Raw genomic sequence first — 25,016 nt, forward strand, 5'->3', positions numbered from 1 at the left:
CTGCAGATCATCGCCAGAATGGCTGGCGCAGCCTGCCAAAAACAGGCTGGCACAAAGGTATAAAACAAAACGCATCATTCTTCTTCTCCCGCAGGCTCGCGCCCCGGTTTACTTCAGGCCTTGCCCGGAAAACATCAGAACTTTGTCACCGGCGTATTGCACGCTGATAAAGCTGTTTTTATCGCCCCAGGTACAGCTGGACATGCCCAGTGCGCCGGAACAATCGGTCGGCTTGCCCAACAGCGACTCCACCTCGGCCTTGGCCATGCCAGCCGAAAGCTTCGCGTAATTTTCCTGATTGACCTTGCTGCAGGCGCCCAACAGCACGCAAAAAGCCAGCAGGGCGAGACGGCGTAACGACATGGAATAACTCCTGGAGAGACAAAGCAGCGTGGGTATCTGCCAGAAGCTTAGAAGGGAAAACAGGTGTCTGGTTCCCGATGAACAAAAACAAAAAAGCCCCGAAAACGCTGAAACGTTTCGGGGCTTCTTTAAGGGTGATCCGGCTCACAACCAGGCCAATCACCTATCGCATCGACTTACTGCTTGTGGTACGCCGTCACACGCTCGACTTCTTCCTTCGAACCCAGGAACACCGCCACACGCTGGTGCAGGCCTTCAGGCTGGATGTCGAGAATGCGCTGGTGACCATCGGTGGCCGCGCCGCCAGCCTGTTCCACCAGGAACGACATCGGGTTGGCTTCATACATCAGGCGCAGCTTGCCGGGCTTGGACGGCTCGCGGCTGTCGCGCGGGTACATGAACAGGCCACCACGGGTCAGGATGCGGTGCACATCGGCCACCATCGCCGCCACCCAACGCATGTTGAAGTTTTTCTTCAGCGGGCCTTCCTCGCCTTCCATCAACTCGTTGACGTAGCGCTTCACCGGTTCTTCCCAGTGACGCTGGTTGGACATGTTGATGGCGAATTCCTGGGTGGTCGCCGGGATGGTCAGGTCTTCGTGGGTCAGCACGAAGCTGCCCATTTCACGGTCCAGGGTAAAGCCCTTGACGCCATCGCCCAGGGTCAGCACCAGCATGGTCTGTGGGCCGTAGATCGCGTAGCCGGCCGCGACTTGCTGGGTGCCCGGCTGCAGGAAAGCCTTTTCGTTCAGGGCTTCGTTCTGGCTCAGGTACTCGTTCGGGCAACGCAGTACCGAGAAGATGGTGCCGACCGGGGCGTTGATGTCGATGTTGGACGAGCCGTCCAGTGGGTCGAACACCAGCAGGTAGGCACCTTTAGGGTATTTGCCCGGGATCTGGTAGGCATTGTCCATCTCTTCGGACGCCATGCCGGCCAGGTGACCGCCCCATTCGTTGGCTTCCAGCAGGATTTCGTTGGAGAGCACGTCGAGCTTCTTCTGGACTTCGCCCTGCACGTTTTCAGTGCCCATGCTGCCCAGGACACCCCCCAGCGCGCCTTTGGAAACGGCATGGCTGATTTCCTTGCAGGCACGCGCCACCACTTCGATCAGGAAACGCAGATCGGCAGGAGTGTTGTTGCTGCGGGTCTGCTCGATCAAATAGCGACTCAAGGTAACGCGGGACATGTAAGGCTCCGGAGAATGGGGGGCTGAAAACCCGCGCAGTTTAGCGCGAGTCGGGGCGTATTTCCTCTAATCAGAGGATTTAACTCCAATAGAGTTCACGGCGTTCCCGCAGGCCGGCGCAACAAACTGTAGGCCATGGCCCCCAGCGCTGCCACACCCAGCAGGAGCACGGCCCACAGGCCGAGTTTCTTCCAGTCGGCGCCCGCCTCGGCTGTGGCGACTACGGCGGGCGTCTGGACCTGCGCCTCCCCGGACACCTTGGCCTGCCCCAGGGTTTTCAGGCGCTCGGCGCTGTAGTCCGGGATCAGCGTCGACAGCGGCAGGTTTGCCGCCTTGACCGAGGCACTGCCCAACGCCAGGGTGAACGGTGGCTCACCCCGCGCCAGGAACACCAACTGCGTGGTGCGCACCGCAAACCGCAACGCCGGGGCATCGACGCCCAGGTCGCCGCCACGCTCATCCACCTGCAATTTAAGCTCGGTGATCACTTGGCCGGGCAACGGCAATTCATCCTGCACCACGTCCTGGCCATTCTGCGCCAGGCGATACAGCACACCCTTGCTCAACGGCTGCCACGCCTGCTTGGCGTCGCGACGCCCCGACAAGGTCACGGGGGCCAGCGTGTTCGGCTGCTTCAGTTCGACGCGCAGGCGTTCGACACTCAAGCCCGCCGGCAGCTGCCAGCTGTATTCCCCGGCCTTGAGCCGTGTGCCCGCCAACGGTGGCGACCACACCAGCGGCAGCGGCAGACTGCTGCTGGTGGCGCTGGTCAATTTGGCTGACGTCAACATTGGCGCCGCCTGCCCTTGCCAGAGCAAACGCAGGTAACGCGCAGGCTGCCCCGGCAGGCTCACGTCATGCTGCTCGACCCGCTCGTCGGCGAACGACAGGCGCGCCACCTGGCCATCGCCCCACGCCTGCCAATGCTGCAAGTCATCACTGGCTTCGATGCTGAACCGCTGGAAGCCATCACGTTCGCGGCTCCAGTCCAGGCTCAGTTGCTGCAACGGCGCCTTGATCGCGCTGGCATCCAGCACCCACCCGCGCCGCATTTGCTTGCCGGGCTTGGCCGCACCGGACGGTTTGACCTCCAGCAACGTGCCATCGGTGGTGGTCTTCATCACCACGCCGGGCAGGGCTTCGCGGGTGTCGGCGGCGTATAGCGGGAACCACTTCACGTCCGTGACAGTGCGACTTTCGGAGCGTTGGGCCGACTGACGCGACAGCGCATACGCCTGTGGCTCGCCCGCAGCGTTGAATATGCGTACGTCGCCGAGGTCTGCCTGGCGCGCATTCAGTTGCACCGCCAGTGGCAACTCCAGCCGATACCACGGGCCGCTGCCACTGACGCTCAGCGGCACCTGGGTGGTGAAGTCGGCAGGCGTTTCCTGCGCCCACACGGATAAAGTCGTACACAAGCCCAGCACAACCACGCTCAACTGACCGTTCAAGAGGATGCTCCTTCCGTTTCCAGCACCGGCTCGACACGCTTGGGCGGCAATGGCGCGAAATAGCCCACCACCAGCAGCAGCCCGCCCACACCGATGAACGACACGATCCGCGCCAGGCCGCCACGGTTGCTCAGTTCCACAAAGAACAGCTTGGCCACCACCACGGCGATCAACGCCGCACCGATCAGCCACACCTCGCGACGATGGCGCAGGTGGCCGCCAATCATCAGGCCCAGGGCGATCAGGGTCCAGACGATCGACAGCCCGGCCTGCACCAGCATCGACTCCAGCAACGCATCCAGATGGAACGGCACGCCGCCCCAATGGTGGGCCGTGCGCATGACCAGCGCGGTAAAGAACGCAAACAGCGAAATACCTGCCACGCCCTGCGCCAACAACTCGATGCGCAGCCCGCGCTGCGGCGCCACACTGCGCGACCACACGTAAATCCCCAGCAACGCAAACAGCAGGCCCAGGTCGAGCGGGTTGAGCAACGGTACATAGGGCAACGGTTCGGCTGCACCGTCGCTGAACATGTTCGCCAGCCAGAACCAGCCCAGCATCAGCACCGCCAGCGGCAGTGCGACCAGCACACGGTACTCGCGCGGATACGCCGACACCGGCCACGGCCATCCGCGTGGCGCAGCCGCCAGCACCAGGTACAGACTCGGCAGAATCGCCCAACCCAGCCAACGCCACGCGTTGTATTCGCTGGACAGCATCATCAGACCGTAGCGCAGCTCCAGTGCCAGCACGCCGATCAGCATCCAGCAGCCCAGCACATGGGCCGCGCTCAATACGTTGGCAGGTACCAGCAGCGCCAAACGACGCAGCGAAATGAAATGCAGGGTGAACACTGTCAGCCACGCCAGCCAGCCGAACTGCGCCGCCGGGTGGTAAAACTCAGTCCACGTGCCCCACAACACGAGACTCGCCGCAGGCATGAGCAACGTACTGGCGATACCCAAGGCGACCCAGCGCAAACGAAGCGCTAGTGCCGTCCAGATCACCACGCTCAGCGCAGCCGCCAGCAACAACAGCGAAGCATGCAGGGTCGCAGGCGCCAAACGCCACACTTCTATGATCACCGCCAAGGCCCACCAGGCCACGCCCCAGGCCAGCAACGCTGTAGACAGCCGGCCGCGGGGCAGGCGCCACGCGCCGACCATTGCCGCCACGGCGATGATCAGCGGTGTCCAGGCGTTGGTCACGGGGTCGAGCGCAAATAGCGCGCCGCCCAACACCTGCCCGACAACGCCACAACGCACGACCACTGGCGAACCGATACGCTGGCCCGTCCACAGGATCGCCAGGCCAGCAACGGCCCAACTGACGATGCTGCCTTGGGTCGAAAACAACAGCGGCGCCAGCAAGTAAACGCAGCCCAGGCCGAGTACGGCGAGCCAGGGTGCACCCAGCCGTTCCCAGCGCAGGGTATGTTCCGGCGCAGCGGTGTGCAATTGATAAAAGCTGAACAACAGCGCCGCGCCCAACAACAACGCGCCCAAGGGGGGGCCCTGCAGCAAAGTGTCCTGGCTGTCGCGCAGTTCGCCGAGGAAAGCGAGCGACGCTCCCAACTGCAGCAACAAGGCGAACGCTCTGGCCACGGGTCGCTGCTGGCGCATGCCGAGCCAGAAGATGCCGGCCCCCTCCACAGCCCACGCCGCTGCCGTCCAGCGCGCATCGAGCCCCAGAGGAATCGCGAGGCTGGCAAAGATCACGCCCAGCGCCAGGCAGGTTTCGGCCAGCAACAAGGCACGCCCGCCGCTGAGCAGCCGCGCCAGCCCCAGGTAGATAATGCCAAGGCCCAAGGCGCTGAATGCGGCAGCAAATTCCAGGTGTTGCACCAGCGCGAACTGCAAGCCGAAGCCCACCAGCGGCGGACCGAACAACAGGCTGCCGTCGACATAATCGCCCTTGGCCGCCGACCAGCGCAGTAACGCGTCGCGGCCTTCAGGCGCCTCCTCCCTCTCCGACAACTTGCGCCGGGCGAACAGCAGGCCGATGGCCAGGTACATCAGAAAAAACAGAATCAGAAACGGCTCGGTGCTCCAGAGCAGCTCCGGCGTGTAGGAGCGCATGCCCCAGGCGAAACCGATGCCGAACGTGCCGACAAACCCGATCAGGTTGAGCAAGCGCCAGGCCTTGAACCAGGCTATCGCGAGGATGCCCGCGTTAAGCAACGCGAAATAACTGAACAGTGCGACGTGGTTACCAGCGCCGGTGGACGCCAGGATCGGCGCGGCGAACCCGCCGAGAGCCGCCGCGCAAGCCAGACCGAGCGCATCCTGGGTAATCGCCAGAATCGCCGAAAACACGGTGACCGCCACCAGCAAACCCAGCGCCGCACCGGGGTCGATCAGCGGGTGCAGACGCATCGCAGCGAATACCGTGAGGTACAACACCGCAATGCCGGTGCCTTGCAGTATCAGCCCGTACTGGCCGTTGCGCAGCCGCAGCCACCAGCCCAGGCCCAGCAGGCCCAGCGCAGCGGCGGCGACACCGGCGTAACGCAGCTCGATCGGCACCACCATGCCTTCGGTGGCGTAACGCAGCAGAAATGCCAGGCCGAGGAACAGCAGCACCACGCCGACGCGCAGTACGGTATTGCCGCCCAACAGCCAGTTGCGCGCACCGCTGATGGCGCGTTCGATCAGGTTCGGGCCGCGAGGTGTAGCGGGTTCTTTGGGAGGTGGTGCCGGTGCCCAGGCGTCATCCGGTAACGGCTGGCTGGCTTCGGCGGTGATGGCAACCGGCGCCAGGTCGGCCGGCAGCTCCCAGACCAGGTCGGCGGCCTTGGCGACAGGTGCGGGCTCGGGAACGGGGGATTCGACAATCACACTGCTCGCAGGCGCTGGCACTTCCAGTTGCCGCAGGCGATCACCCAGCGCTATCAGCGCCTTCTGCGTGGTTTCCAACTGACGTGCCTGTTGGTCTGCCCGATTCGCAAGCTGCGCCAGGCGGATGGCCTGGCCAATGCCCAAACCCAACAGCGCACCAATGCCCGCATCGCTGAACGACTCGTCAAGCGTCCAGCCAAGCGCCAGGCCAATCAGCATGAAAATCCATTGCATGGTCGATATCCCTAGGCAAATCGAGCCCTAGTATATCGACGCGGACCTAATGTGGGAGCGGGCTTGCCCGCGATTGCGGTGTACCAGTCGACATATCTGCAAACTGACAGTCCGCTATCGCGGGCAAGCCCGCTCCCACAGGGGGTATCGTGGTGTTTAGTCGAGGGCTTTCCAGATCTCGGTGGCGTATTCGCGGATAGTCCGGTCCGAACTGAACCAGCCCATCCTTGAAGTATTCAGCACCGCCGAACGCCACCATGCCTTCGAGTCATGCCAATGCGCCTCGACCCGCGCCTGGGCGTCCCAGTACGAATCGAAGTCGGCACACACCAGGAAACGGTCGTAGTCGATCAGCCCGTCGATCAGCCCCACATAGCGCCCCGGGTCATCCGGCGAGAACACCCCGCCCCGGATCGCTTGCAGCACGTCGTTCAAACGATGGGACGCGGCAATGTCCGGCCCGGCGTTGAATTCACCGGCATGTTTGCGCGCCTCCACCTGCTGCGCACTGAGGCCGAAGATGAACATGTGGTCGGCGCCGACACGTTCGTGCATCTCCACGTTGGCGCCGTCCATGGTGCCGATGGTCAGTGCGCCATTGAGGCCGAACTTCATGTTGCTGGTGCCCGACGCCTCGAAGCCGGCGGTGGAGATCTGCTCCGACAAATCCGCCGCCGGAATGATGCTCTCCGCCAGACTCACGTTGTAGTTGGGCAGGAACACCACCTTGAGCAGGCCGCGCACGGTCGGGTCATTGTTGACGGTGCGGGCGATGTCGTTGGTCAGCTTGATGATCAGTTTGGCCTGGTGGTAACTGGCCGCCGCCTTGCCCGAGAAGATCTTCACCCGTGGCACCCAGTCGGTGCCCGGCTCGGCACGAATCGCCTGGTACAGCGCCACGGTGTGCAACAAGTTCAACAACTGGCGCTTGTACTCGTGGATACGCTTGACCTGCACATCGAACATCGCCGCCGGGTTGACCGACACGCCCAGACGCTCATGGATGATTTCGGCCAGTGCGCGCTTGCTGTGCAGGCGCTGCTCGGCGAAGGCCTTGCGGAAGGTCTGCTTCTCGGCGAAAGGCTCCAGCTCAACCAGGCGCTGCTCGGGCTTGTCGAGAATATCCGGCCCGAGGGCCTCCACCAGCATCTCGGTGAGCTTGGGGTTGGCCTGGTACAGCCAGCGGCGAAAGGTGATGCCGTTGGTTTTGTTGTTGATGCGCTCCGGGTAGAGCTTGTGCAATTCGGAGAACACCGTGCTGCGCATCAGTTGGGTGTGCAGACCGGAAACGCCGTTGACACTGTGGGAGCCGAGGAACGCCAGGTTGCCCATGCGCACGCGACGACCGTTGTCCTCTTCGATCAGCGACACGGCGCGCAGCACGTCGAAATCATGGATGCCCTTGGCCCGCAACGAATCGATGTGCTGGGCGTTGATCAAATAGATGATCTGCATGTGCCGGGGCAGCATGCGTTCCATCAGCCCCACCGGCCAGGTTTCCAGCGCCTCGGGCAACAGGGTGTGGTTGGTATAGGACAGGGTTTCGACGGTCACGTCCCACGCCGCTTCCCACGGAATATCGTGCAGGTCCACCAGTTGGCGCATCAACTCGGCCACGGCGATGGACGGGTGGGTGTCGTTGAGCTGGATGGCGGCGTGTTCGCCCAGGCTGAGCACCGAGCCGTGCATGTTCTTGTGCCGGCGCAGCAAATCTTGCAGGGAGGCGGAAACGAAGAAGTATTCCTGACGCAGGCGCAGTTCCTGCCCCGCTTCGGTGCTGTCGGCCGGGTAAAGCACCCGCGAAATGCTTTCGGCGCGGGCCACTTCGGCGACGGCGCCCAGGTGATCACCCGCGTTGAAGCGCTCCAGGTGCAGATCTTCGACAGCGCGCGCACGCCATAAGCGCAGCGTGTTGACGCTGGCACCACGCCAGCCCACTACCGGGGTGTCGTAGGCCACGGCCCGTACGGTCTCGTTGGGCCACCACACCTGGATCATCTTGCCCGAGGCATCGGCCTTGGTTTCGACGCTGCCGCCAAAGCCAATCGGGTAGATCACTTCGGCCCGCTCGAACTCCCATGGGTTGCCGAAATCCAGCCAGCGCTCGGTCTGCTCCTGCTGCCAGCCGTCGACAATCGCCTGGCGGAACAGGCCGTGCTCGTAACGAATGCCATAGCCATGACCCGCCACGCCGAGGGTCGACATGCTCTCCATGAAACATGCGGCCAGGCGCCCCAGGCCACCGTTGCCGAGTGCCGCATCGGGCTCCAGCAGGCGGATGCGCTCAAGGTCCACGCCCAGTTCCGCCAGCGCTTCGCGGGCGATCTCCAATACCCCGAGGTTGCTCAGGCTGTCGTAGAGCAAACGGCCAATGAGGAATTCGAGGGACAGGTAATACACCCGCTTCTGGCCTTTGCGGTAAATGCGCCGCGTATGGTCCATCCAGTGATCGACCATCTGGTCGCGGGCCGCCAGGGCAATGGCTTCGAACCAGTCGTGGTCGAAGGCGTGATCCGGGTCCTTGCCCACCGCGTAGGTGAGTTTGGTCAAGACGGCATCGCGAAATGCGGCTACCTCTGCTTCTCGTGCAAGCGGTTCCTGAGACATCGGTGCGACCTCGGGCGAGATTGAAGGAGTTGCTAGAGCCTAGTCGGTCTGACAGACGGTAGACGCTCTGGTTCGGCACTTTTTTAACGCATTTAACTGGGCAAGGTTTTGATGCATTGGCCGTGCCTGCTTTGACGCCAGCGCGCCTTTTGGCCGAAACCCACAAAATATTGTTCAAAAAATCACCAATCCCGGTATGATCGCGCGCCCGGATAACGCCACACCTTTTGGAACCCCGATGAAGCCTCAACTGATCGCCGCCGCGGAACTCGACCGTCTTGAAACGTGGCAGAAATACTCCGCCCATATGTGCGGCGGCTGCGTGTCCAGCTGCTGCACGCTGCCGGTCGAAGTAAAGATCAAAGACCTGATCCGCATCGGCATCGTCGACGAGTTCGAGCGCGGCGACCCGCCGAAGAACATCGCCAAACGCTTGCAGAAGGAAGGCATTGTCGAGCGCTTCAATTCCAAGTCCGAGATTTTTACCCTGCAGCGCATGAGCAACAACGACTGCCTGTACCTGGATCGTAAGAGCCGCTTCTGCACTATTTATGACAAGCGCCCGGATACCTGCCGCAATCACCCGAAAATCGGGCCGCGCCCGGGGTATTGCGCGTACAAGCCGAAGGAAGTGGTGCGCGAGACCCGGTTCAAGACTCTCGATAAGTTCTGATCCAAATCTTGTAGTGGCTTCAAGGGCCTCATCGCAGGCAAGCCAGCTCCCACATTTTGATTTGTGAACACATTCAAGTGTGGGAGCTGGCTTGCCTGCGATGGGGCCAGCAGAGAAAAACACACAAACCGCAGGCATAAAAAAACGCCCCCGGCCTTTCGACCGGGGGCGTTTTTCATTCAGCCTGAGTTAACTCAGTTCTTGGCTTTCTTGGCAGCGCGGGTACGCTCGCCTTCGTCCAGGATCTTTTTGCGCAGACGGATCGACTTCGGCGTCACTTCGCACAGCTCGTCGTCCTGGATGAATTCCAGGGCCTGTTCCAGGGTGAAGCGAACAGGTGGAACCAGGGCGATGGTTTCGTCTTTACCCGAAGCACGCATGTTGTCGAGCTTCTTGCCTTTGGTTGGGTTGACGCCCATGTCGTTGTCACGGCTGTTCAGACCGATGATCTGACCGTTGTAGATCTCTTGGCCGTGTTCAACGAACAGCTTGCCACGCGCCTGAAGGGTTTCCAGGGAGTAGGTCAGCGCCTTGCCGGTTTCTACCGAGACCAGAACACCGTTCTGACGGCCGGACATGTCGCCGGACTTCATGGTGTCGTAGCGATCGAAGATCGAGGTCAGGATGCCAGCACCGTTGGTCAGGGTCAGGAACTGGTTACGGAAACCGATCAGACCACGCGCAGGGATGTTGTATTCCAGACGTACACGGCCCTTGCCATCCGGCACCATGTTGGTCAGGTCGCCCTTACGCAGGCCCATCTCTTCCATCACCTTGCCCTGGGATTCTTCCGGGGTGTCGATGGTGACGTTTTCGAACGGTTCCTGCTTCACGCCTTCAACCTGACGGATGATCACTTCCGGACGGCCTACAGCCATCTCGAAGCCTTCGCGACGCATGGTTTCGATCAGTACCGAGAGGTGCAGCTCACCACGGCCGGAAACCTTGAACTTGTCAGCCGAGTCGCCTTCTTCAACGCGCAGTGCAACGTTGTACAGCAGCTCTTTGTCCAGACGCTCCTTGATGTTACGGGAGGTCACGAACTTGCCTTCTTTACCGCAGAACGGCGAGTCGTTCACCTGGAAAGTCATGGAAACGGTTGGCTCGTCAACGGTCAGCGGCTTCATCGCCTCGACGTTGTCCGGGTTGCACAGGGTGTCGGAGATGAACAGCGACTCCATACCGCTGATGCACACGATGTCGCCCGCTGCCGCTTCTTCAACGTCGATGCGGTGCAGACCGTGGTGACCCATCAGCTTCAGGATGCGGCCGTTGCGTTTCTTGCCGTCGGCGCCGATGGCGACAACCGGGGTGTTCGGCTTGACGCGACCACGGGCGATACGGCCAACACCGATAACACCCAGGAAGCTGTTGTAGTCCAGTGCAGAGATTTGCATCTGGAACGGACCGTCACGGTCAACCGCCGGCGCCGGTACGTTGTCGACGATCGACTGGTACAGCGGGGTCATGTCTTCGGCCATGTCGGTGTGGTCCAGACCGGCAATGCCGTTCAGGGCCGAGGCGTAGACGACTTTGAAGTCCAGCTGTTCTTCGGTGGCACCCAGGTTGTCGAACAGGTCGAAGATCTGGTCCAGAACCCAGTCCGGACGCGCGCCTGGACGGTCAACCTTGTTGATGCACACGATCGGACGCAGGCCGGCTTCGAACGCCTTCTTGGTCACGAAACGGGTTTGCGGCATAGGGCCGTCCTGGGCATCGACCAGCAGCAGCACGGAGTCAACCATGGACATTACGCGCTCTACTTCGCCGCCGAAGTCGGCGTGGCCCGGGGTGTCCACGATGTTGATGTGGTAGCCGTTCCAGTTGATGGCGGTGTTTTTGGCCAGAATGGTAATGCCGCGCTCTTTTTCCTGGTCGTTGGAGTCCATCACGCGCTCGTCGTTGAGCTCGTTGCGCTCCAGGGTGCCGGATTGACGCAGGAGTTTGTCTACCAGGGTGGTTTTACCATGGTCAACGTGGGCGATGATGGCGATGTTGCGTAGATTTTCGATCACTTGTGTATCTCGATCAGAGGATTCGGTGTGCTGACAGGTCGTGGCAGCGATTAACAATAGAGTCAGGCCTTGCCGTTACAGCTTGACGGCAGAGTCGGGGGGCCGATGACGCAGGCCACAGGCAAACAGCCCCGGGCTCTTAGCTCGGTCGATAAACGCGCACATTGGCATGCCCCTCACTGAGCAGATGGTGGGCATGCAGGCGACTCATCACGCCTTTGTCGCAATACAGCAGGTACTGACGGCTGTTATCCAGTTCCTTGAAACGCGCGTTCAATGCATAGAACGGCAGCGTTTGTACGTCGATGCCGGCGACTTCCAGCGGCTCGTCTTCAGCGGCATCCGGGTGACGGATGTCGATGACGATCTGGCCAGCCAGGGCTTCGCTGACTTCTTCGATCTGCACATCCTGGCCCAGTTCGTCGATCACGCGATCGATCGGGACCAGCCTGGCGTTCTCAAGCGCACGCTCCAGAACCGCCATGTCGAATTCTTTCTCTTCATGCTCCACGCGGTGACGCTTGGCGTGGGTCTTGGGGTTCACCGAGATGACCCCGCAGTATTCCGGCATATGGCGGGCAAAGTTGCCGGTACCGATCAGGTCCGCCTGGTCGATGATGTCCTGCTTGTGGCTGGCGATCAGCGGGCGCAACACCAGTTTTTCGGTGACGCAATCGATGATCGACAGGTTCGGCAGCGTCTGGCTCGACACCTGGGACAGCGCTTCGCCGGTCACCAGTGCGTCGATGTGCAGGCGATCAGCGATTTTCGACGCCGCGCGCAACATCATACGCTTCAATACGACACCCATATGACTGTCGTCGACTTTGCCGAGAATTTCGCCGAGCACTTCCTCGAACGGCACGCTCACGAACAGCACACGCTGGGAGCTGCCGTATTTCTTCCAGATATAGTGCGCAACTTCCATCACGCCCAATTCGTGTGCACGCCCGCCCAGGTTAAAGAAGCAGAAGTGGCTCATCAGGCCACGGCGCATGATCTGATAGGCCGCGACTGTCGAATCGAAACCGCCGGACATCAATACCAGCGTCTGTTCCAGCGCACCCAGCGGGTAACCGCCGATGCTGTTGTGCTGGCTGTGGATCACGAACAACCGTTGGTCGCGAATTTCGATGCGCACTTCGATTTCAGGCGATTTCAGCGAAATTCCGGCTGCACCGCACTCGCGACGCAGCTTGCTGCCGACGTATTTCTCCACGTCCATGGAGCTGAACGGGTGCTTGCCGCCGCGCTTGCAGCGCACCGAAAAAATCTTGCCCTCGATGGCCTGGCCGAAGTGCTGCCTGCACTTCTCGGTGATGTCATCGAAGTCGCCCAGCGGGTACTCGTCCACTTGCAGAAAATGCGCGATGCCCGGCATGCAGCTCAGGCGTTCGGTCATTTCTTTCAAGGCTTTGGCGTCGGTGACGCGGGTTTCCAGCTCGAGGTTGTCCCACACGCCGTTCACCACCACAGCCGGGTCCAGATCGCGGAGCACGGCACGGATGTTCTTGGCCAACTGACGGATGAAACGCGTCCGTACCGGTCGGCTCTTGATGGTGATCTCGGGGAAGACTTTAACGATTAATTTCATGGAAACAGCGCGCGCCAGGCCTGCTGAAAAAGGGGGGCGCGGATTATAGCGGAAATCGCTCAAGGTTTAACCAGTTAATATGTACAGGTGCCTCAAGGCACCATAAAGGTGCGCAGATGAGAAAAAATGCCACATTACAGTGCGATATTTTTTCCATTCGAGCGCAATGCACCTTTATAGGGGCTATTTTGAGGCAAAAAACCCATGTCGGGGCACTGGCATGCAATTTGCTCTCTTGTGAGGCAGGTTGCCATGGCGGAGTATCCGCGCCGGCATCACCCATATTCTAGGGCTAACTCCACTACCCCAGCCCGAAGCCACCCGGAGGACACTATGTCGAAGTCGGTTCAACTCATCAAAGATCATGACGTTAAATGGATTGATCTGCGCTTCACGGACACCAAAGGCACTCAGCACCACGTGACCATGCCGGCTCGCGACGCGCTGGAAGACGACTTCTTCGAAGTCGGCAAGATGTTCGACGGTTCCTCCATCGCTGGCTGGAAAGGCATCGAAGCCTCCGACATGATCCTGCTGCCGGACGACGAAACCGCCGTTCTGGACCCGTTCACCGAAGAACCGACCCTGATCCTGGTGTGCGACATCATCGAACCTTCGACCATGCAAGGTTACGACCGCGACCCACGCGCCATCGCTCACCGCGCCGAGGAATACCTGAAGACCACCGGTATCGGTGACACCGTCTTCGCAGGTCCGGAGCCAGAGTTCTTCATCTTCGACGAAGTGAAGTTCAAATCCGACATCTCCGGCTCCATGTTCAAGATCTACTCCGAGCAAGGTTCGTGGATGTCCGACCAGGACGTGGAAGGCGGCAACAAAGGCCACCGTCCAGGCATCAAAGGCGGCTACTTCCCGGTTCCGCCGTTTGACCACGACCACGAAATCCGTACTGCCATGTGCAACGCACTGGAAGAAATGGGTCAGACCGTCGAAGTTCACCACCACGAAGTGGCAACTGCCGGCCAGAACGAAATCGGCGTCAAGTTCAACACTCTGGTGAAGAAAGCTGACGAAGTTCAAACCCTGAAGTACGTTGTACACAACGTTGCTGACGCCTACGGCCGCACCGCGACCTTCATGCCGAAGCCTCTGTACGGCGACAACGGTTCGGGCATGCACGTTCACATGTCCATCGCCAAAGACGGCAAGAACACCTTCGCCGGCGAAGGCTATGCCGGCCTGTCGGAAACCGCCCTGTACTTCATCGGCGGTATCATCAAGCACGGTAAGGCCCTGAACGGCTTCACCAACCCGGCGACCAACTCCTACAAGCGTCTGGTACCTGGCTTCGAAGCCCCGGTGATGCTGGCCTACTCGGCTCGCAACCGTTCCGCCTCGATCCGTATCCCTTACGTCAACAGCCCACGTGGCCGTCGTATCGAAGCACGCTTCCCGGACCCGGCTGCCAACCCGTACCTGGCTTTCGCAGCACTGCTGATGGCCGGCCTGGACGGTATCCAGAACAAGATCCACCCTGGCGACGCCGCCGACAAGAACTTGTACGACCTGCCGCCTGAAGAGGCCAAAGAGATCCCACAAGTGTGCGGCAGCCTGAAAGAAGCCCTGGAAGAGCTGGACAAGGGCCGTGCGTTCCTGACCAAAGGCGGCGTGTTCAGCGACGACTTCATCGATGCCTACATCGCCCTGAAAAGCGAAGAAGAAATCAAGGTCCGCACCTTCGTACACCCACTGGAATACGAGCTGTACTACAGCTGCTGATCCGGTAGCGCTGCTTGACGCGGCGTAAAAAAAACTCCCAGTCGGCGCAAGCCGCTGGGAGTTTTTTTGTGCCTCGGTTTACGCCAGCGCATCCCACCCGCGTACCAGACCGAGCAGATGCACGACCCCGTACAACAGGCAGATCACGGAACTGACAATGATGAAGCGAGTGCTGCGCCCGGTGCCGATCAGGGCGAATGGCCCAAGCAGTGCGCGCACAAGATAGATCAGCGTGATCACGCACAACGCAGGGCGCAACAAGGGGAGCGGCCCTATAACCCCGGCGCCGGACAAGGCGTAAGCGCCCCAGCTGGCAAGCACCAAGGCAATCGCGAGCGTGATGACGGCGGGAAACCAGCGCCCCTCCTGCGCCGCAACGGCCATGCGCTCGCCCGCACCAAACAAGCGATACCAGGAGGGGCCCACCAGAATCACGCCAATGTGCGCCAAGGCCGCCACCAGGCTGAGCCCTCCTCCTATCAACAGTGCCACGTTGTATCCATTTGCCATGCGGTCACTCCTTGCTGCACACCTGTGAGGATCAGAGAGCGCCTTCAGCCAAGTTCATCGCCTCGGCCTCTCGCACCAGGTAGGGCAGTTTATTGGGCTTTTGACTCCATTGCGCGTGATCCGCCAGGGGAGGAATACGCTGCAGGATCACCGGCCAGTGGTTAACCAACTCGGCATTGAGCGCAAGAAAATGCCGATTACTGTCATCCAGCCGGTTTTCAGCGGCAATGGCTTCCTCGGGACACTCCGGCACACATAAACCACAGTCAACACACTCCTCTGGGTTGATGACCATGAAATTCGGCCCCAAGTGGAAAGCGTCTGCCGGGCAGATGTCGACACAGTTGGTATGACGGCATTGAATGCAGTTGTCAGTCACTACGTAGGTCATAGCGTGCCTCGTATATGTCTGGTGGGTTCAGGCCGTAAGGCCGCCATCGATCACGAACGTCTGCCCGGTGATGTAGTCGGCCTGGCCTGACAACAAAAAGCTGGCCAGGGCTGCCACTTCACGGACCTCGCCAAAACGCTTGAGCGGAATGGTGTCAGTGATCGATTTGCGCACCGGGTCGGCAATCTGCTCGACCATTTCCGTTGCAATGAAGCCAGGCGCAATCGCGTTGACCGTGATCTTGAAGCGTGCGAGCTCCAAGGCCATGGTCTTGGTGATCCCGATCATCGCCGCCTTGGTCACCGAATAGCCCAGTTGCCCCTTGTTGCCTTTCAGCCCACTGACCGACGACATGTGCAAGATCTTGCCGCGGCGTTCGGAAGCCATTGCCGGTGCCAGGCATTTGCTGAAATACACGGCGGAATCCAGGTTGGTCGAGACGACATCGCGGTAACGCTCAATATCGAACTTGAACAGCAATTGGTCGCCGGTGATGCCCATATTGTTGATCAGCCCATAGGGCTCGCCGAGGGTCTGCACCAACTCTGTACACACGGCCTCGACCGAGCCGTGATCCCGCCCGTCACAGGCATACCCACGCGCCCAGCCACCCTCGGCCTCGACTTCCTGCTCAAGCTCACGCGCGGCGGTCGCTGACGACTGATAGGTGAATGCCACTTGGTAGCCTTCCCGCGCCAGGGCTAACACCAGCGCACGCCCAATGCCGCGACTGCCGCCCGTGACCATTATCCATTTGCCGTTTGAAGCCTGTTGAACACCCATGACATAGATCCTTCAGCCTGTTAAGCACTTTGCCGTTACACCACCGGCAAAACGGTTTTCCGAGTTTCCGCACGACTGAAGAACTCAAAGATCTCCTCGAAGTAACGGTCTCGATGCTTCTTGTGGTTTTCCAGATGGTTGCAGCCGTCAAAACCCACCACATGCAACGCCTCGCAACATCGACGCAATTGCGTTACGCCGGCTTCGTCAATAAAGCGGTCGTTGCGGCCATAGAGGTAGGCGATCGGCAGATGCCGTACACCTTGCAGCGAGTGGTCGATGGCACAGGTTCCTGTGGGTACCGCCAGGCGACTGGCACTGAGCCAGCGCATGACCCAGCGCAGCGGCCCGCGCGTGAAGTAACTGCGCATCGAGACCGGCACACTGTCCAGCACTGCGCAGGTGAAGGGCGTCGCGTCCTGTGCCAGAGCATGGGCCACGTGGTATCCACCAAATGACCAGCCCATCAGATGGATAGGCAAGCCAGGGTTGTCCCGCGAGACCTTCCTGGCGATCGCCAACACATCCTCGGCAAACGCTCGCCCGCCGATGGTGCTGCCACCAAAGCCTTTGAAGTTGAACGTGACCACGTGATACCCCTGTTCGAGAATCACCTGATCGAACCTGTTTTCGAAGAAGTAATGCATGCCGTACTTGAGAAACGGATGACACAAAATCACCACGCCCCGGGGCTGCATCACATCGGTGCGCTGCGTCGTCCCTTCGAGCCGGCTGCCGTCGCGCGCCACCTCGACGAAACCTGTCGCGCGCGCCGGCACTTCGCGTTTCCAGCCCTGCACCTGGCGAAACATCACCCGGATAAACAGCCTGGACAGGACACTGCCCAACCCGTTCGGTGGCGGCGCGCCCCTGCTCATGCACGCCTCCACTGCCGAGCTTTCATCTCGGCATAGCCGAACGCGGCCTCATAGCTGGGACCAGCCACCCAGGCGCTGAGAAACTGCACGCCCTGCACCGGAAAGCCATGATGGAACACGTGCCCCTTGAGATCGGTACCCACCATCGCGCCGTAGCCAGAGCCGTCGGTGTTGTTGGTGAATTTCACATAGGTGTGCGGCGTCGCCACTTCCGTATGCAGGATATGTCCACGCAACCCCGGCACATGCTCCAACAGACGCTCAACCAGCATGTCGCAGGCCCGTTTCTTCTTGGCGCGATAGTCCTCGGTCCGACGCTGCGGCCAATGGCCGATCGAGTCGAGCACGTTGATACACACGACCTGGCCCGCAGCAGGGTCCAGCGCGTGGTAGTTGGTGACCTCGACCGGTGACATCGCCCAGAACGCCCGCTCACTGAGCGACGCTTCATAACCGCTGCGCTCGGCCTCTATGCGCAGTTCGGCAGCGGCTGCCGGGTCAGCGGCGAACATCATTGACTCACTGTGATGTAAACCCAGTTGTGCCGGTGGCACATCGGTCACCAGGTAGACCGTGGTGGTAGAACGTGCCGGCTTCAACGCAGTGAGTTTTTCCCGGGTAGCCGTCAGCTCCACATCCGCCGCGAACAAATGCTGTACCGCGTAGTGCGGGGAGGCATTGATGTACACCCGTGACGAATGGAATACGCCACGGTTGGTACGGATACCGGTGGCATTGCCTTGCCCGTCGGTCAGTACCTCCTCGACCCGCGTACCGAGCTGGATCTGCCCACCCGCCTGCTCGACCTGTCGGGCCAACAAGTTGGATAAATGCTGTGAAGAACCGCGGACATAGGCATTGCCACGGTTGAGCGTGGCGTACACCACATGCAGGTAATACAAGTAACCCAGGTCTTCGGAGTAACCACCGACATAGATGCCGGGCGCCGCCAGGATTTCGATCAGATAGGGATCGTCGAACAGTTCCGCCAGCGCCTGGCGCACGGTCTTGTGCTTCAGGTTTCGATGGGCGAAACGCAGTTGAGCCATGTCCGGCTCAAACGTGCCGTCCATCATCTGGAACTGGTAATAACCGTTGCGACCATAGGTCCGAACATGCTCGAAAAAGGTCGCAATGGCCTCGGCCTGGTGAGCGAAGCGCTCGGTCAACTGACGCTCGACGTCGTCCGCGTCATTGGCCAGCGCCAACGCAGTCCCGTTCTGGTAGGCACAGAAATAGTCCTGGGGGTAAACCAGGTCCAGCGCTTCTTCCAACCCGAGACTGCGCAGGATACGAATCAGGTTGCCCTCCTCGTCCATGCCGCTGAGCTTGTGCAGGCTGCAGTCGAAGACCGCCTCTTGCTTCGGACGGCTGAACGTGGAGGCATAGCCGCCGACGACGATATGCTTGTCCACCATCAGCAGGCGAATGCCTGGATTACGCTTCACCAGCATGGCCGCACAGGCCAGGCTGGTGATCCCCGCACCGACAAAGATCGCGTCCCAATCGGCGTCACTCATTGGCGCAACCCCAGCTTGTCGACCCAGGCGTAGATCTCGGCAAACCGCTCGTCATTGAGCTTGGCGTTGCTTGCGGAGCGCCAGACTTCCTCGATCTGCGCCTTGTCATCCGGGGCGACCGGAAATGTGAACGAGGTGTGCAGCGCGATTTCCGGGTTGTAGGTAAACATGTCGATCAGCACCGGCATGATCCGACTCGCCATGGCCCGCACCTGCGCGATGGCTTCAGGACTCGCCGTTTCAAAGAACGACTCGCTGATCCAGCGACCAAAGGCAATGTGCCGCGCCTCATCATGGTGATGCTCACGAAACATGGTCCGGGTCATCGGCTCGATGCCCGGGCCCTGGGACGTGTGCATCGCCCCCAACTCCGCCACCCATTCGATCAGCAGCGTGAACAGCACGCCCACCGCCGGCTCCATCTTCGGCAACGTCACCGTCAGCAACTCGAACAGGCCGACCGGCGGCTTCCACAACTGCAACCCGGCCTTTGCCATGAACCGTTTGAATGTCAGGGTGTGCACGATCTCCTCCTTGGAGAAGACCATCAGATACTCCTGCAGGTCTTCGGAGATAGTCTCGTGAAACTGAGTGACATAGCCCATGTACAACGGCGGAATCGTCTGCTCCAGCCAGATGAACATGGAGATATCACGCCCCGTCTCCAGCCATGCCAGTTCCAGCTTCTGTGCGTCACTCAAGCCCTCGATAAACCGTGTACCGTTGATCCACAGATGATCGGGGTTCTTGGGGTACAGGCTGAGATCAATCTCTTGGTCCCAGGGCAGCACCGTTGCGTGGTCCATGGTCCTGTGGTGCGAAACGGCACTCAGCTTGCGGACCTTGGACTCCCTTGCCTTTGAAATGGTGAGTGTCTGCTTGGACATTCCCCTGCTCCTCTGCGTAACTGAGAATCTGCCGATCAGGCAGGGACGGCCGCCGATGCCTTGAGCTCGACCACGAACTCACACAGCTGACGCAGCGTGGCGATCTTGCGACTGGCGAACGAATCCGGGTCCAGCGCCAAACCGATCTTCTTCTGCACCACGACCTGCATTTCAACGAAATCCAGGCTGTCGAGCTCCATCGACTCGATGCTGGTATCCAGGGTTACCGCATCTTCGTCGACATCCTTGAGCTCCAGAATCAGATCGCGAACAACAGCAAATACTTCAGATACAGTGGTCATTGCAGAGCTCCTTCGTGGGTTAAATCGTTTTTGCCATCAGGCCAAGCGTGATGGTCATGACGTGGCGCTCATTGACGTGCACCCCCAGATCGAGCGTGCCCACGGCTTTGCCGGGGCTTTCGATCAGGGTGATGTTGTCGATTTCACAGCGAATGTCGGTTGGCAATTCGTCAAGCGAACGCAACGACGAACAAAAGGTGATCTGGTGGCTGGTCTGCACCACCAGGTGGCTCGTCAGGTCCTCCAGCCGGTCGAGCCGGGTTTGCTGGCGAAACTGTGGAGACAGGCGCTCGAAGACCACGTCGAGGTGGTATCGAATGAAATAGGAAAAGATCAGCGCATCGAGTGCCACCCAATCATCCATTCCGCGACCGACGTCATCACGAAACGCTGCGAGCCAGGCCGTGACCTCATCGCGCGCCAGCGAAAAGCCAGGAGTACTGGACAGCCACAACGGCGCCTCGACGTTGCGCACATGTCCAATGACATGCTCACCGCCGCCCACGCTGGGCTGCAACTTGAAGCCGGTGCTGTCGCTGCGCTCCCGAGTCGACAACGCGACCTGGCTGTCACGCAGCACCGGCGCCTTGAGCAGCGCCTTGAATTGCACCCATTCCTCGGGCAGAACCTGATTGACCCGCCCCATGTGGTGCTTGATGGGCAGCATCGTGAGCATGCCGTGGACCACGATATCGTCAGCGGCCATTTGGCGTGCCGCCTCACGGTCGAAGTGAATCGGGTTACGGTCACCCGAGAGGTCCGCCCAGGCTTCGATCTGCTCGGCTCCAAATTGCAGCTGCATGATCAGACCACCTTGCGCAGCATGATGCCGGCGTTGGCACCACCGAAGCCGAAGCTCAGGTTCAGCACATTGTTCAGGTCTTGCCCATGCAAGTGCTCGTTAGGCACGTAGTTGAGGTCACACTCGGGATCGGCCTCATCCATATGAATAGTCGCCGGGATCGTCCCTTGGGCGATGGCCTTGAGGCAGAAGATCGCCTCCACGGAACCTGCGGCACCGATCAAATGGCCGGTATAGGACTTGGTGCTGGACATCGGGATGCCGTAGGCGGCATCGCCCAGCGCCAGTTTCACCGAGCGGGTTTCGTTGACATCGTTGAGCGGCGTCGACGTACCGTGCAGGTTCACGTAATCGATCTGAGACGCTTCGACACCGGCCTGGCGGCAGACGTCATTGATCACCCGAACCCGCGCCTGCATGTCTTCGGCCGGAGCCGTCATGTCGTAGGCGTCCGAATAGTTGGCGTAACCGGTGATCTCCCCCAGAATCCGCGCGCCGCGCGCCCGCGCCGACTCGTACTCTTCGAGGCACAGCACCGCCGCACCCTCCGAGAGCACGAAGCCACTACGGCCTTTGCTGAACGGGCAACAGGCCAGGCGAGTATTTTCCTGCTCCTTGCTCAACGCCTGCATCACATCCACCGACCAGACGTTGAACTGCTCCTTCAACGACTCGCTGCCGCCCGCAATCATCACTTTGGCGCGGCCACCACGGATCGCCTCATAGGCTTCACCAATGGCAATGGTGCCTGTTGCACAGGCCGCCACCGGGCTGTTCTGGATACCCCGCATGTTCCAGTTCATGGTGATGCCGGCAGTCGCGGCGTTGCACATCGACATAACCGTCGCAAACGACGTCGAGATGCCATGCTCACGGTATTCGTTGTTATTGCTGTTGGCCGTATCGAGCCCACCCCAGCCGGTCCCCAGAATCACACCGCGATCAAAGGGCGAGACCACCTCATCCAGCGGTGTGTCACCAAACGCCATTTGCAGCGCTTCATGGGTCGCTACCAGGCTGTATTTGGCGAAAAGCGGCAACATCTTGGAGATTTTCTTCGGAAACGGGCGCATCGCCTCGCGACCGAAATCTTCGATGAAACCGAAATAACGGGCATGGATACTGGGATCGTCAAAGCTGTGCCGACGGTATCCGACCTGATAATCCATCATGGCGTCCCAGATGGCGTCGACATTCGGGCCAAGCGAGCAAATAGCCCCGTAACCGGTTACAACGACCCGACGCGGTTCTGAAGAAGCGAACTCTTTCATGTTCTTACCTGTTTCGATGTCTTGGCTGGGCATGCCTTGCAAAATAGTGAGCAGTGCAAGCCTGCGCTGACTACTCAGACTTCCGATGGCATGTTCGGGCATATGTAAAAGTTGAGCGTCAAGCTACACAAATTGTGCAGCCAGACTTCACAAACTTTTACTTTTAAAAACTTTCGGGGTGTGAGTGGCGCAACATTGAAGCGCCGCTGGGGATAATTTGTCGCAGCCCTTCCAGCAATACAACTGTATCTAAGTGCAGGTGACAACCAACGGGACAGAACTAAATAATAAATCTCGAACCTGCACCAAAGTACAGATTGCCAATTGACAGGCATTGATGCCTGAGTAATAGCAAAATGCTTTCTATCCGCTGAAAACCTCACGCTCAGAATCACACACAGGCAAAAGCCCCCTTTTTGCGCTCAACACTGCAAACTAGAGTATTTATACTATGGAAAGAGTGGAATTCTACGTGCTCGAATATAGTGCGACGCCCCACGCCTGGGCATCTGACTTATATAGTTTACGTAAACAAGTGTTCGCCGATCGTATGAACTGGAAGGTTAATATCAGTGGTGGCCTCGAATTCGATGAGTACGACAACGAACAGACGACCTATTTGATCGGTGCTATAAATGGGATCCCATTAGCAGGTCTTCGCCTGATCAATACGTTAAACCCTTACATGGTGGAAGGTCCCTTTAGAGACTTCTTCCGTATTGACCCCCCCAAACATTCGCGCATGGCCGAATCCAGCCGTTTTTTTGTCGACAAGACTCGCTCTCGCGCACTGGACCTGGGTCACATGCCATTAACCGAAATGCTGCTTTTCAGCATGCACAATTACGCCGCCAGCAGTGGGCTGGACTCGATCATCACGGTTGTGAGCAATGCCATGGGGCGGATCGTGCGCAACGCCGGTTGGCATTACGACGTACTGGACAGCGGCGAGGCCTCGCCGGGAGAAAAGGTGTTACTGCTGAACATGCCCGTGAACGAGCTCAACCGCCAGAGACTGCTGCTCAACATCGAACGCAAGCACCGCTTGCCATGGGATCAGGCAAGCCAGTGGCCCCGCCACCTGCACTGGCACGAGCCCTTGTTCGACAGGCAACGACGCTGCGGCGCTTGAGTCAGAGAATGCCCTTGCGCTGAGCCTCATACACCGCTTGTTTGGCATTGCAGACGTTCAGCTTCTCAGAGATGTTGGACATGTGAAATTTGACCGTCCGCTCGGAGATCGCGCAGATCAGCGCGATCTCCCGGTAGGACTTGCCCATCATCACCCACTTGAGCACCTCCAGCTCCTTCACCGACAACGGCCCGCTCTGAGCGCGAAAAAACAACTCATCGAGTGTTCTCAGACTTAGCAATCGATGATGAAAATGAATCAGTGCCATTTGTAAGCGCGCCTGCTGGCCCACCATAAGCCGATCAACTTCGGATTGCGGTCCACCACTGGACAAACTCAAGGAGCTGAACATGCCACTGGCATCATGCAATATAAAAGTTGCGCCAGAGGATATCTGGTACTGGCTTGATCTTCTTAATAATTCCTGACTCTTTTCACTGGCTATTGCCTGGCGCGCATCACTCCAGGAAAAAGGCGCACAGCACTTCAGGCCATGCTGAATAATAGGATCCACTAAGTGATAGCTGCCCTCTTTATACGTTTTCAGCCACGCTTCCGGATAATTAGATATAACCAGAGGTGGCACTTCGCGATTACAGGGAACAGCGAAATAAGCATAACTTAAGCCTTGCAGGTCTCCCAGCAGAAATTCAAGCTCGTTACGCAAATGAGTATCGTCAACCAGGGAGCGATCCATGAAGTTATTTCTGCTTTCCATATTATGAGCTCGTCATTACATACTGGAACCGCGAGATAATCACTCAACCTTGGGAGGGGGCATTAGATTTAGCGCGATGTGCTCAGCCGGCTTCCGACCGCGCAATTTACGCATACTAAATACCCGTCAATAAAAGTCAAGCGTAGGATTTATCTGAAATTAATGGGTCGAGTTAATCAAATTGAAATCAATGATGATGACCATGTCTTCTATTTGATAGCTACCTGGTTGCAAGGCAAGATAAGGTGTTGCGCTTCTATGGAGAAAATTCGTGGCCACTCGACTCATACTCGCTTTAATTCTCTTCAGCACCACCGCGTTTGCTGCTCCGCCCACTCTCGCGCCTTTACTCGGCAGCATCGCCGAACGCCTGACCATCGCCGACCAGGTGGCCTTGAGCAAATGGGACAGTCACAAGGCCGTGGAAGACCGCCCGCGGGAACAGGACGTCATCAACAGCGTGAAAACCCAGGCGCCGAGCTACAAACTGGACCCAGCCGCCGCCGAGCAGTTTTTTTCGGCGCAGATCGAAGCCAATAAACTGGTGCAGTACACCCACTTTTCCGACTGGGCATTGCAAGGCAAGGCACCTGACGCTCCGCGGCCGGACCTTGTGAAGCAAATACGCCCGCAGCTGGATGACCTGCAAAAACGCCTGCTGCAGCAATTGGCCGACTTCACCCCGCAACGCACCGACCCGCAGTGCCCCGCATGGCTCGCCCAAGCCGTACATCAGCCGCTGAACGATCCACTGCGCCAACTGGCAATGATCCGCGCCACCGCCGAGCTGTGCATCCACAAAGGCTGAAGCCTGCAAACCCGATCAAAATGTGGGAGCAACTGTCTTGATGACTGATCGTTCCCATGCTCTGCGTGGGAACGCATCCTGTGACGCTCCGCGTCACGACTTCAAAGGCTGACGCGGAGCGTCCAGGGCGGCATTCCCAAGCGGAGCGTGGGAACAATCAAAGCCAGCTCCCACACTGCCCACATCCTTCCAGGCGATTCAGCGTAATTTCCTGCATCCTGAACAACCTTCACAAAATCGCACTATATTGGTGCGACGGGCTGCACCCTTCCCATCTGCTCAGCCCATTTTGGTTCGAAACTTCCCGAGC

General features: G+C 59.5%; 21 protein-coding genes and 1 pseudogene. 4 read left to right on the top strand and 18 right to left on the bottom strand.

Going from position 1 to position 25,016, the window contains the following annotated elements; genetic code table 11:
- The 6 genes and pseudogenes from ACW9IN_RS23975 to ACW9IN_RS24000 all read right to left on the bottom strand — a co-directional run.
- Window positions 1-78 (bottom strand): annotated as a pseudogene (locus tag ACW9IN_RS23975) (lipocalin family protein); the annotation flags it as partial.
- A gap of 30 nt (window positions 79-108) precedes the next feature.
- Window positions 109-363, bottom strand: coding sequence for a hypothetical protein (locus ACW9IN_RS23980; RefSeq protein ID WP_457368150.1), 255 nt, complete (start codon window positions 361-363; stop codon window positions 109-111).
- Window positions 364-539: 176 nt separating this feature from the next.
- Complete coding sequence (locus ACW9IN_RS23985) at window positions 540-1,550, bottom strand: class 1 fructose-bisphosphatase (protein WP_457368151.1); 1,011 nt, start codon at window positions 1,548-1,550, stop codon at window positions 540-542.
- A gap of 95 nt (window positions 1,551-1,645) precedes the next feature.
- Window positions 1,646-3,001, bottom strand: coding sequence for a DUF3999 domain-containing protein (locus ACW9IN_RS23990; RefSeq protein ID WP_457368152.1), 1,356 nt, complete (start codon window positions 2,999-3,001; stop codon window positions 1,646-1,648).
- Entirely contained in the window at window positions 2,998-6,075 is a 3,078-nt protein-coding gene (locus ACW9IN_RS23995; protein ID WP_457368153.1) for a DUF2339 domain-containing protein, read from the bottom strand. The genes ACW9IN_RS23990 and ACW9IN_RS23995 overlap by 4 nt, the downstream gene beginning before the upstream one ends.
- A gap of 156 nt (window positions 6,076-6,231) precedes the next feature.
- Window positions 6,232-8,682 carry a glycogen/starch/alpha-glucan phosphorylase gene (locus ACW9IN_RS24000; RefSeq protein ID WP_457368154.1) on the bottom strand — a complete coding sequence of 817 codons (2,451 nt, stop codon included), beginning with the start codon at window positions 8,680-8,682 and terminating at the stop codon, window positions 6,232-6,234.
- 238 nt (window positions 8,683-8,920) lie between these two features.
- On the opposite strand from ACW9IN_RS24000, the gene ACW9IN_RS24005 reads away from it, so the two are divergent.
- The gene (locus ACW9IN_RS24005) at window positions 8,921-9,355 is read left to right on the top strand and encodes a YkgJ family cysteine cluster protein (protein WP_457368155.1); all 435 of its coding nucleotides are present in this window, start codon (window positions 8,921-8,923) and stop codon (window positions 9,353-9,355) included.
- Between the two features lie 194 nt (window positions 9,356-9,549).
- Here ACW9IN_RS24005 and typA read toward each other — a convergent pair whose 3' ends face one another.
- Together typA and thiI are read right to left on the bottom strand one after the other, a co-directional pair.
- Window positions 9,550-11,370, bottom strand: coding sequence for a translational GTPase TypA (gene typA, locus ACW9IN_RS24010; RefSeq protein WP_457368156.1), 1,821 nt, complete (start codon window positions 11,368-11,370; stop codon window positions 9,550-9,552).
- A gap of 139 nt (window positions 11,371-11,509) precedes the next feature.
- A complete protein-coding gene (gene thiI, locus ACW9IN_RS24015) occupies window positions 11,510-12,964 on the bottom strand; it encodes a tRNA uracil 4-sulfurtransferase ThiI (protein ID WP_457368157.1) in 1,455 nt (484 codons plus the stop codon).
- Window positions 12,965-13,297: 333 nt separating this feature from the next.
- Here thiI and glnA point away from each other — a divergent pair, with 333 nt between their 5' ends.
- Window positions 13,298-14,704: a glutamate--ammonia ligase gene (gene glnA, locus ACW9IN_RS24020; RefSeq protein WP_169428462.1), complete on the top strand. Its 1,407-nt coding sequence runs from the start codon at window positions 13,298-13,300 to the stop codon at window positions 14,702-14,704.
- A gap of 78 nt (window positions 14,705-14,782) precedes the next feature.
- Here the strand turns inward: glnA and ACW9IN_RS24025 are convergent, their stop codons facing one another.
- The 9 genes from ACW9IN_RS24025 to ACW9IN_RS24065 are packed head-to-tail and all read right to left on the bottom strand — an operon-like array spanning window position 14,783 to window position 22,048.
- Window positions 14,783-15,214, bottom strand: coding sequence for a hypothetical protein (locus ACW9IN_RS24025; protein WP_457368158.1), 432 nt, complete (start codon window positions 15,212-15,214; stop codon window positions 14,783-14,785).
- Between the two features lie 31 nt (window positions 15,215-15,245).
- Entirely contained in the window at window positions 15,246-15,605 is a 360-nt protein-coding gene (gene fdxA / locus ACW9IN_RS24030) for a ferredoxin FdxA (RefSeq protein ID WP_457368159.1), read from the bottom strand.
- Between the two features lie 27 nt (window positions 15,606-15,632).
- Window positions 15,633-16,388 carry an SDR family NAD(P)-dependent oxidoreductase gene (locus ACW9IN_RS24035; protein ID WP_457368160.1) on the bottom strand — a complete coding sequence of 252 codons (756 nt, stop codon included), beginning with the start codon at window positions 16,386-16,388 and terminating at the stop codon, window positions 15,633-15,635.
- Window positions 16,389-16,423: 35 nt separating this feature from the next.
- The gene (locus ACW9IN_RS24040) at window positions 16,424-17,266 is read right to left on the bottom strand and encodes an alpha/beta hydrolase (protein ID WP_457368161.1); all 843 of its coding nucleotides are present in this window, start codon (window positions 17,264-17,266) and stop codon (window positions 16,424-16,426) included.
- A complete protein-coding gene (locus ACW9IN_RS24045; protein ID WP_457368162.1) occupies window positions 17,263-18,786 on the bottom strand; it encodes a phytoene desaturase family protein in 1,524 nt (507 codons plus the stop codon). The genes ACW9IN_RS24040 and ACW9IN_RS24045 overlap by 4 nt, the downstream gene beginning before the upstream one ends.
- Window positions 18,783-19,673 carry a diiron oxygenase gene (locus ACW9IN_RS24050; protein WP_457368163.1) on the bottom strand — a complete coding sequence of 297 codons (891 nt, stop codon included), beginning with the start codon at window positions 19,671-19,673 and terminating at the stop codon, window positions 18,783-18,785. Before ACW9IN_RS24050 ends, ACW9IN_RS24045 begins: the two co-directional genes overlap by 4 nt.
- 35 nt (window positions 19,674-19,708) lie before the next feature.
- Complete coding sequence (locus tag ACW9IN_RS24055) at window positions 19,709-19,975, bottom strand: acyl carrier protein (protein WP_457368164.1); 267 nt, start codon at window positions 19,973-19,975, stop codon at window positions 19,709-19,711.
- A 19-nt stretch (window positions 19,976-19,994) separates the two neighbouring features.
- Window positions 19,995-20,777 carry a MaoC family dehydratase gene (locus ACW9IN_RS24060; protein ID WP_457368165.1) on the bottom strand — a complete coding sequence of 261 codons (783 nt, stop codon included), beginning with the start codon at window positions 20,775-20,777 and terminating at the stop codon, window positions 19,995-19,997.
- 2 nt (window positions 20,778-20,779) lie between these two features.
- The gene (locus ACW9IN_RS24065) at window positions 20,780-22,048 is read right to left on the bottom strand and encodes a beta-ketoacyl-[acyl-carrier-protein] synthase family protein (protein WP_457368166.1); all 1,269 of its coding nucleotides are present in this window, start codon (window positions 22,046-22,048) and stop codon (window positions 20,780-20,782) included.
- Between the two features lie 451 nt (window positions 22,049-22,499).
- Here ACW9IN_RS24065 and ACW9IN_RS24070 point away from each other — a divergent pair, with 451 nt between their 5' ends.
- Window positions 22,500-23,180, top strand: a complete 681-nt coding sequence (locus tag ACW9IN_RS24070; protein ID WP_457368167.1) for an acyl-homoserine-lactone synthase — start codon at window positions 22,500-22,502, stop codon at window positions 23,178-23,180.
- Window position 23,181: 1 nt separating this feature from the next.
- Here ACW9IN_RS24070 and ACW9IN_RS24075 read toward each other — a convergent pair whose 3' ends face one another.
- The gene (locus ACW9IN_RS24075) at window positions 23,182-23,877 is read right to left on the bottom strand and encodes a LuxR family transcriptional regulator (RefSeq protein ID WP_457368168.1); all 696 of its coding nucleotides are present in this window, start codon (window positions 23,875-23,877) and stop codon (window positions 23,182-23,184) included.
- Window positions 23,878-24,169: 292 nt separating this feature from the next.
- Here ACW9IN_RS24075 and ACW9IN_RS24080 point away from each other — a divergent pair, with 292 nt between their 5' ends.
- On the top strand, window positions 24,170-24,706 hold the full coding sequence (locus ACW9IN_RS24080) for a chorismate mutase (RefSeq protein WP_457368169.1): 537 nt from the start codon (window positions 24,170-24,172) through the stop codon (window positions 24,704-24,706).
- Window positions 24,707-25,016: the final 310 nt, after the last annotated feature.

This window comes from Pseudomonas sp. SDO5271_S396 (assembly GCF_054071795.1).

Bases quoted from the DNA above. Each gene is read 5' to 3' on its own strand.
- ACW9IN_RS23980 (WP_457368150.1), bottom strand. From the start codon at position 363: ATGTCGTTACGCCGTCTCGCCCTGCTGGCTTTTTGCGTGCTGTTGGGC.
- ACW9IN_RS23985 (WP_457368151.1), bottom strand. From the start codon at position 1,550: ATGTCCCGCGTTACCTTGAGTCGCTATTTGATCGAGCAGACCCGCAGC.
- ACW9IN_RS23995 (WP_457368153.1), bottom strand. From the start codon at position 6,075: ATGCAATGGATTTTCATGCTGATTGGCCTGGCGCTTGGCTGGACGCTT.
- ACW9IN_RS24000 (WP_457368154.1), bottom strand. From the start codon at position 8,682: ATGTCTCAGGAACCGCTTGCACGAGAAGCAGAGGTAGCCGCATTTCGC.
- ACW9IN_RS24005 (WP_457368155.1), top strand. From the start codon at position 8,921: ATGAAGCCTCAACTGATCGCCGCCGCGGAACTCGACCGTCTTGAAACG.
- thiI (WP_457368157.1), bottom strand. From the start codon at position 12,964: ATGAAATTAATCGTTAAAGTCTTCCCCGAGATCACCATCAAGAGCCGA.
- glnA (WP_169428462.1), top strand. From the start codon at position 13,298: ATGTCGAAGTCGGTTCAACTCATCAAAGATCATGACGTTAAATGGATT.
- ACW9IN_RS24025 (WP_457368158.1), bottom strand. From the start codon at position 15,214: ATGGCAAATGGATACAACGTGGCACTGTTGATAGGAGGAGGGCTCAGC.
- fdxA (WP_457368159.1), bottom strand. From the start codon at position 15,605: ATGACCTACGTAGTGACTGACAACTGCATTCAATGCCGTCATACCAAC.
- ACW9IN_RS24035 (WP_457368160.1), bottom strand. From the start codon at position 16,388: ATGGGTGTTCAACAGGCTTCAAACGGCAAATGGATAATGGTCACGGGC.
- ACW9IN_RS24040 (WP_457368161.1), bottom strand. From the start codon at position 17,266: ATGAGCAGGGGCGCGCCGCCACCGAACGGGTTGGGCAGTGTCCTGTCC.
- ACW9IN_RS24045 (WP_457368162.1), bottom strand. From the start codon at position 18,786: ATGAGTGACGCCGATTGGGACGCGATCTTTGTCGGTGCGGGGATCACC.
- ACW9IN_RS24050 (WP_457368163.1), bottom strand. From the start codon at position 19,673: ATGTCCAAGCAGACACTCACCATTTCAAAGGCAAGGGAGTCCAAGGTC.
- ACW9IN_RS24055 (WP_457368164.1), bottom strand. From the start codon at position 19,975: ATGACCACTGTATCTGAAGTATTTGCTGTTGTTCGCGATCTGATTCTG.
- ACW9IN_RS24060 (WP_457368165.1), bottom strand. From the start codon at position 20,777: ATGCAGCTGCAATTTGGAGCCGAGCAGATCGAAGCCTGGGCGGACCTC.
- ACW9IN_RS24065 (WP_457368166.1), bottom strand. From the start codon at position 22,048: ATGAAAGAGTTCGCTTCTTCAGAACCGCGTCGGGTCGTTGTAACCGGT.
- ACW9IN_RS24070 (WP_457368167.1), top strand. From the start codon at position 22,500: ATGGAAAGAGTGGAATTCTACGTGCTCGAATATAGTGCGACGCCCCAC.
- ACW9IN_RS24075 (WP_457368168.1), bottom strand. From the start codon at position 23,877: ATGGATCGCTCCCTGGTTGACGATACTCATTTGCGTAACGAGCTTGAA.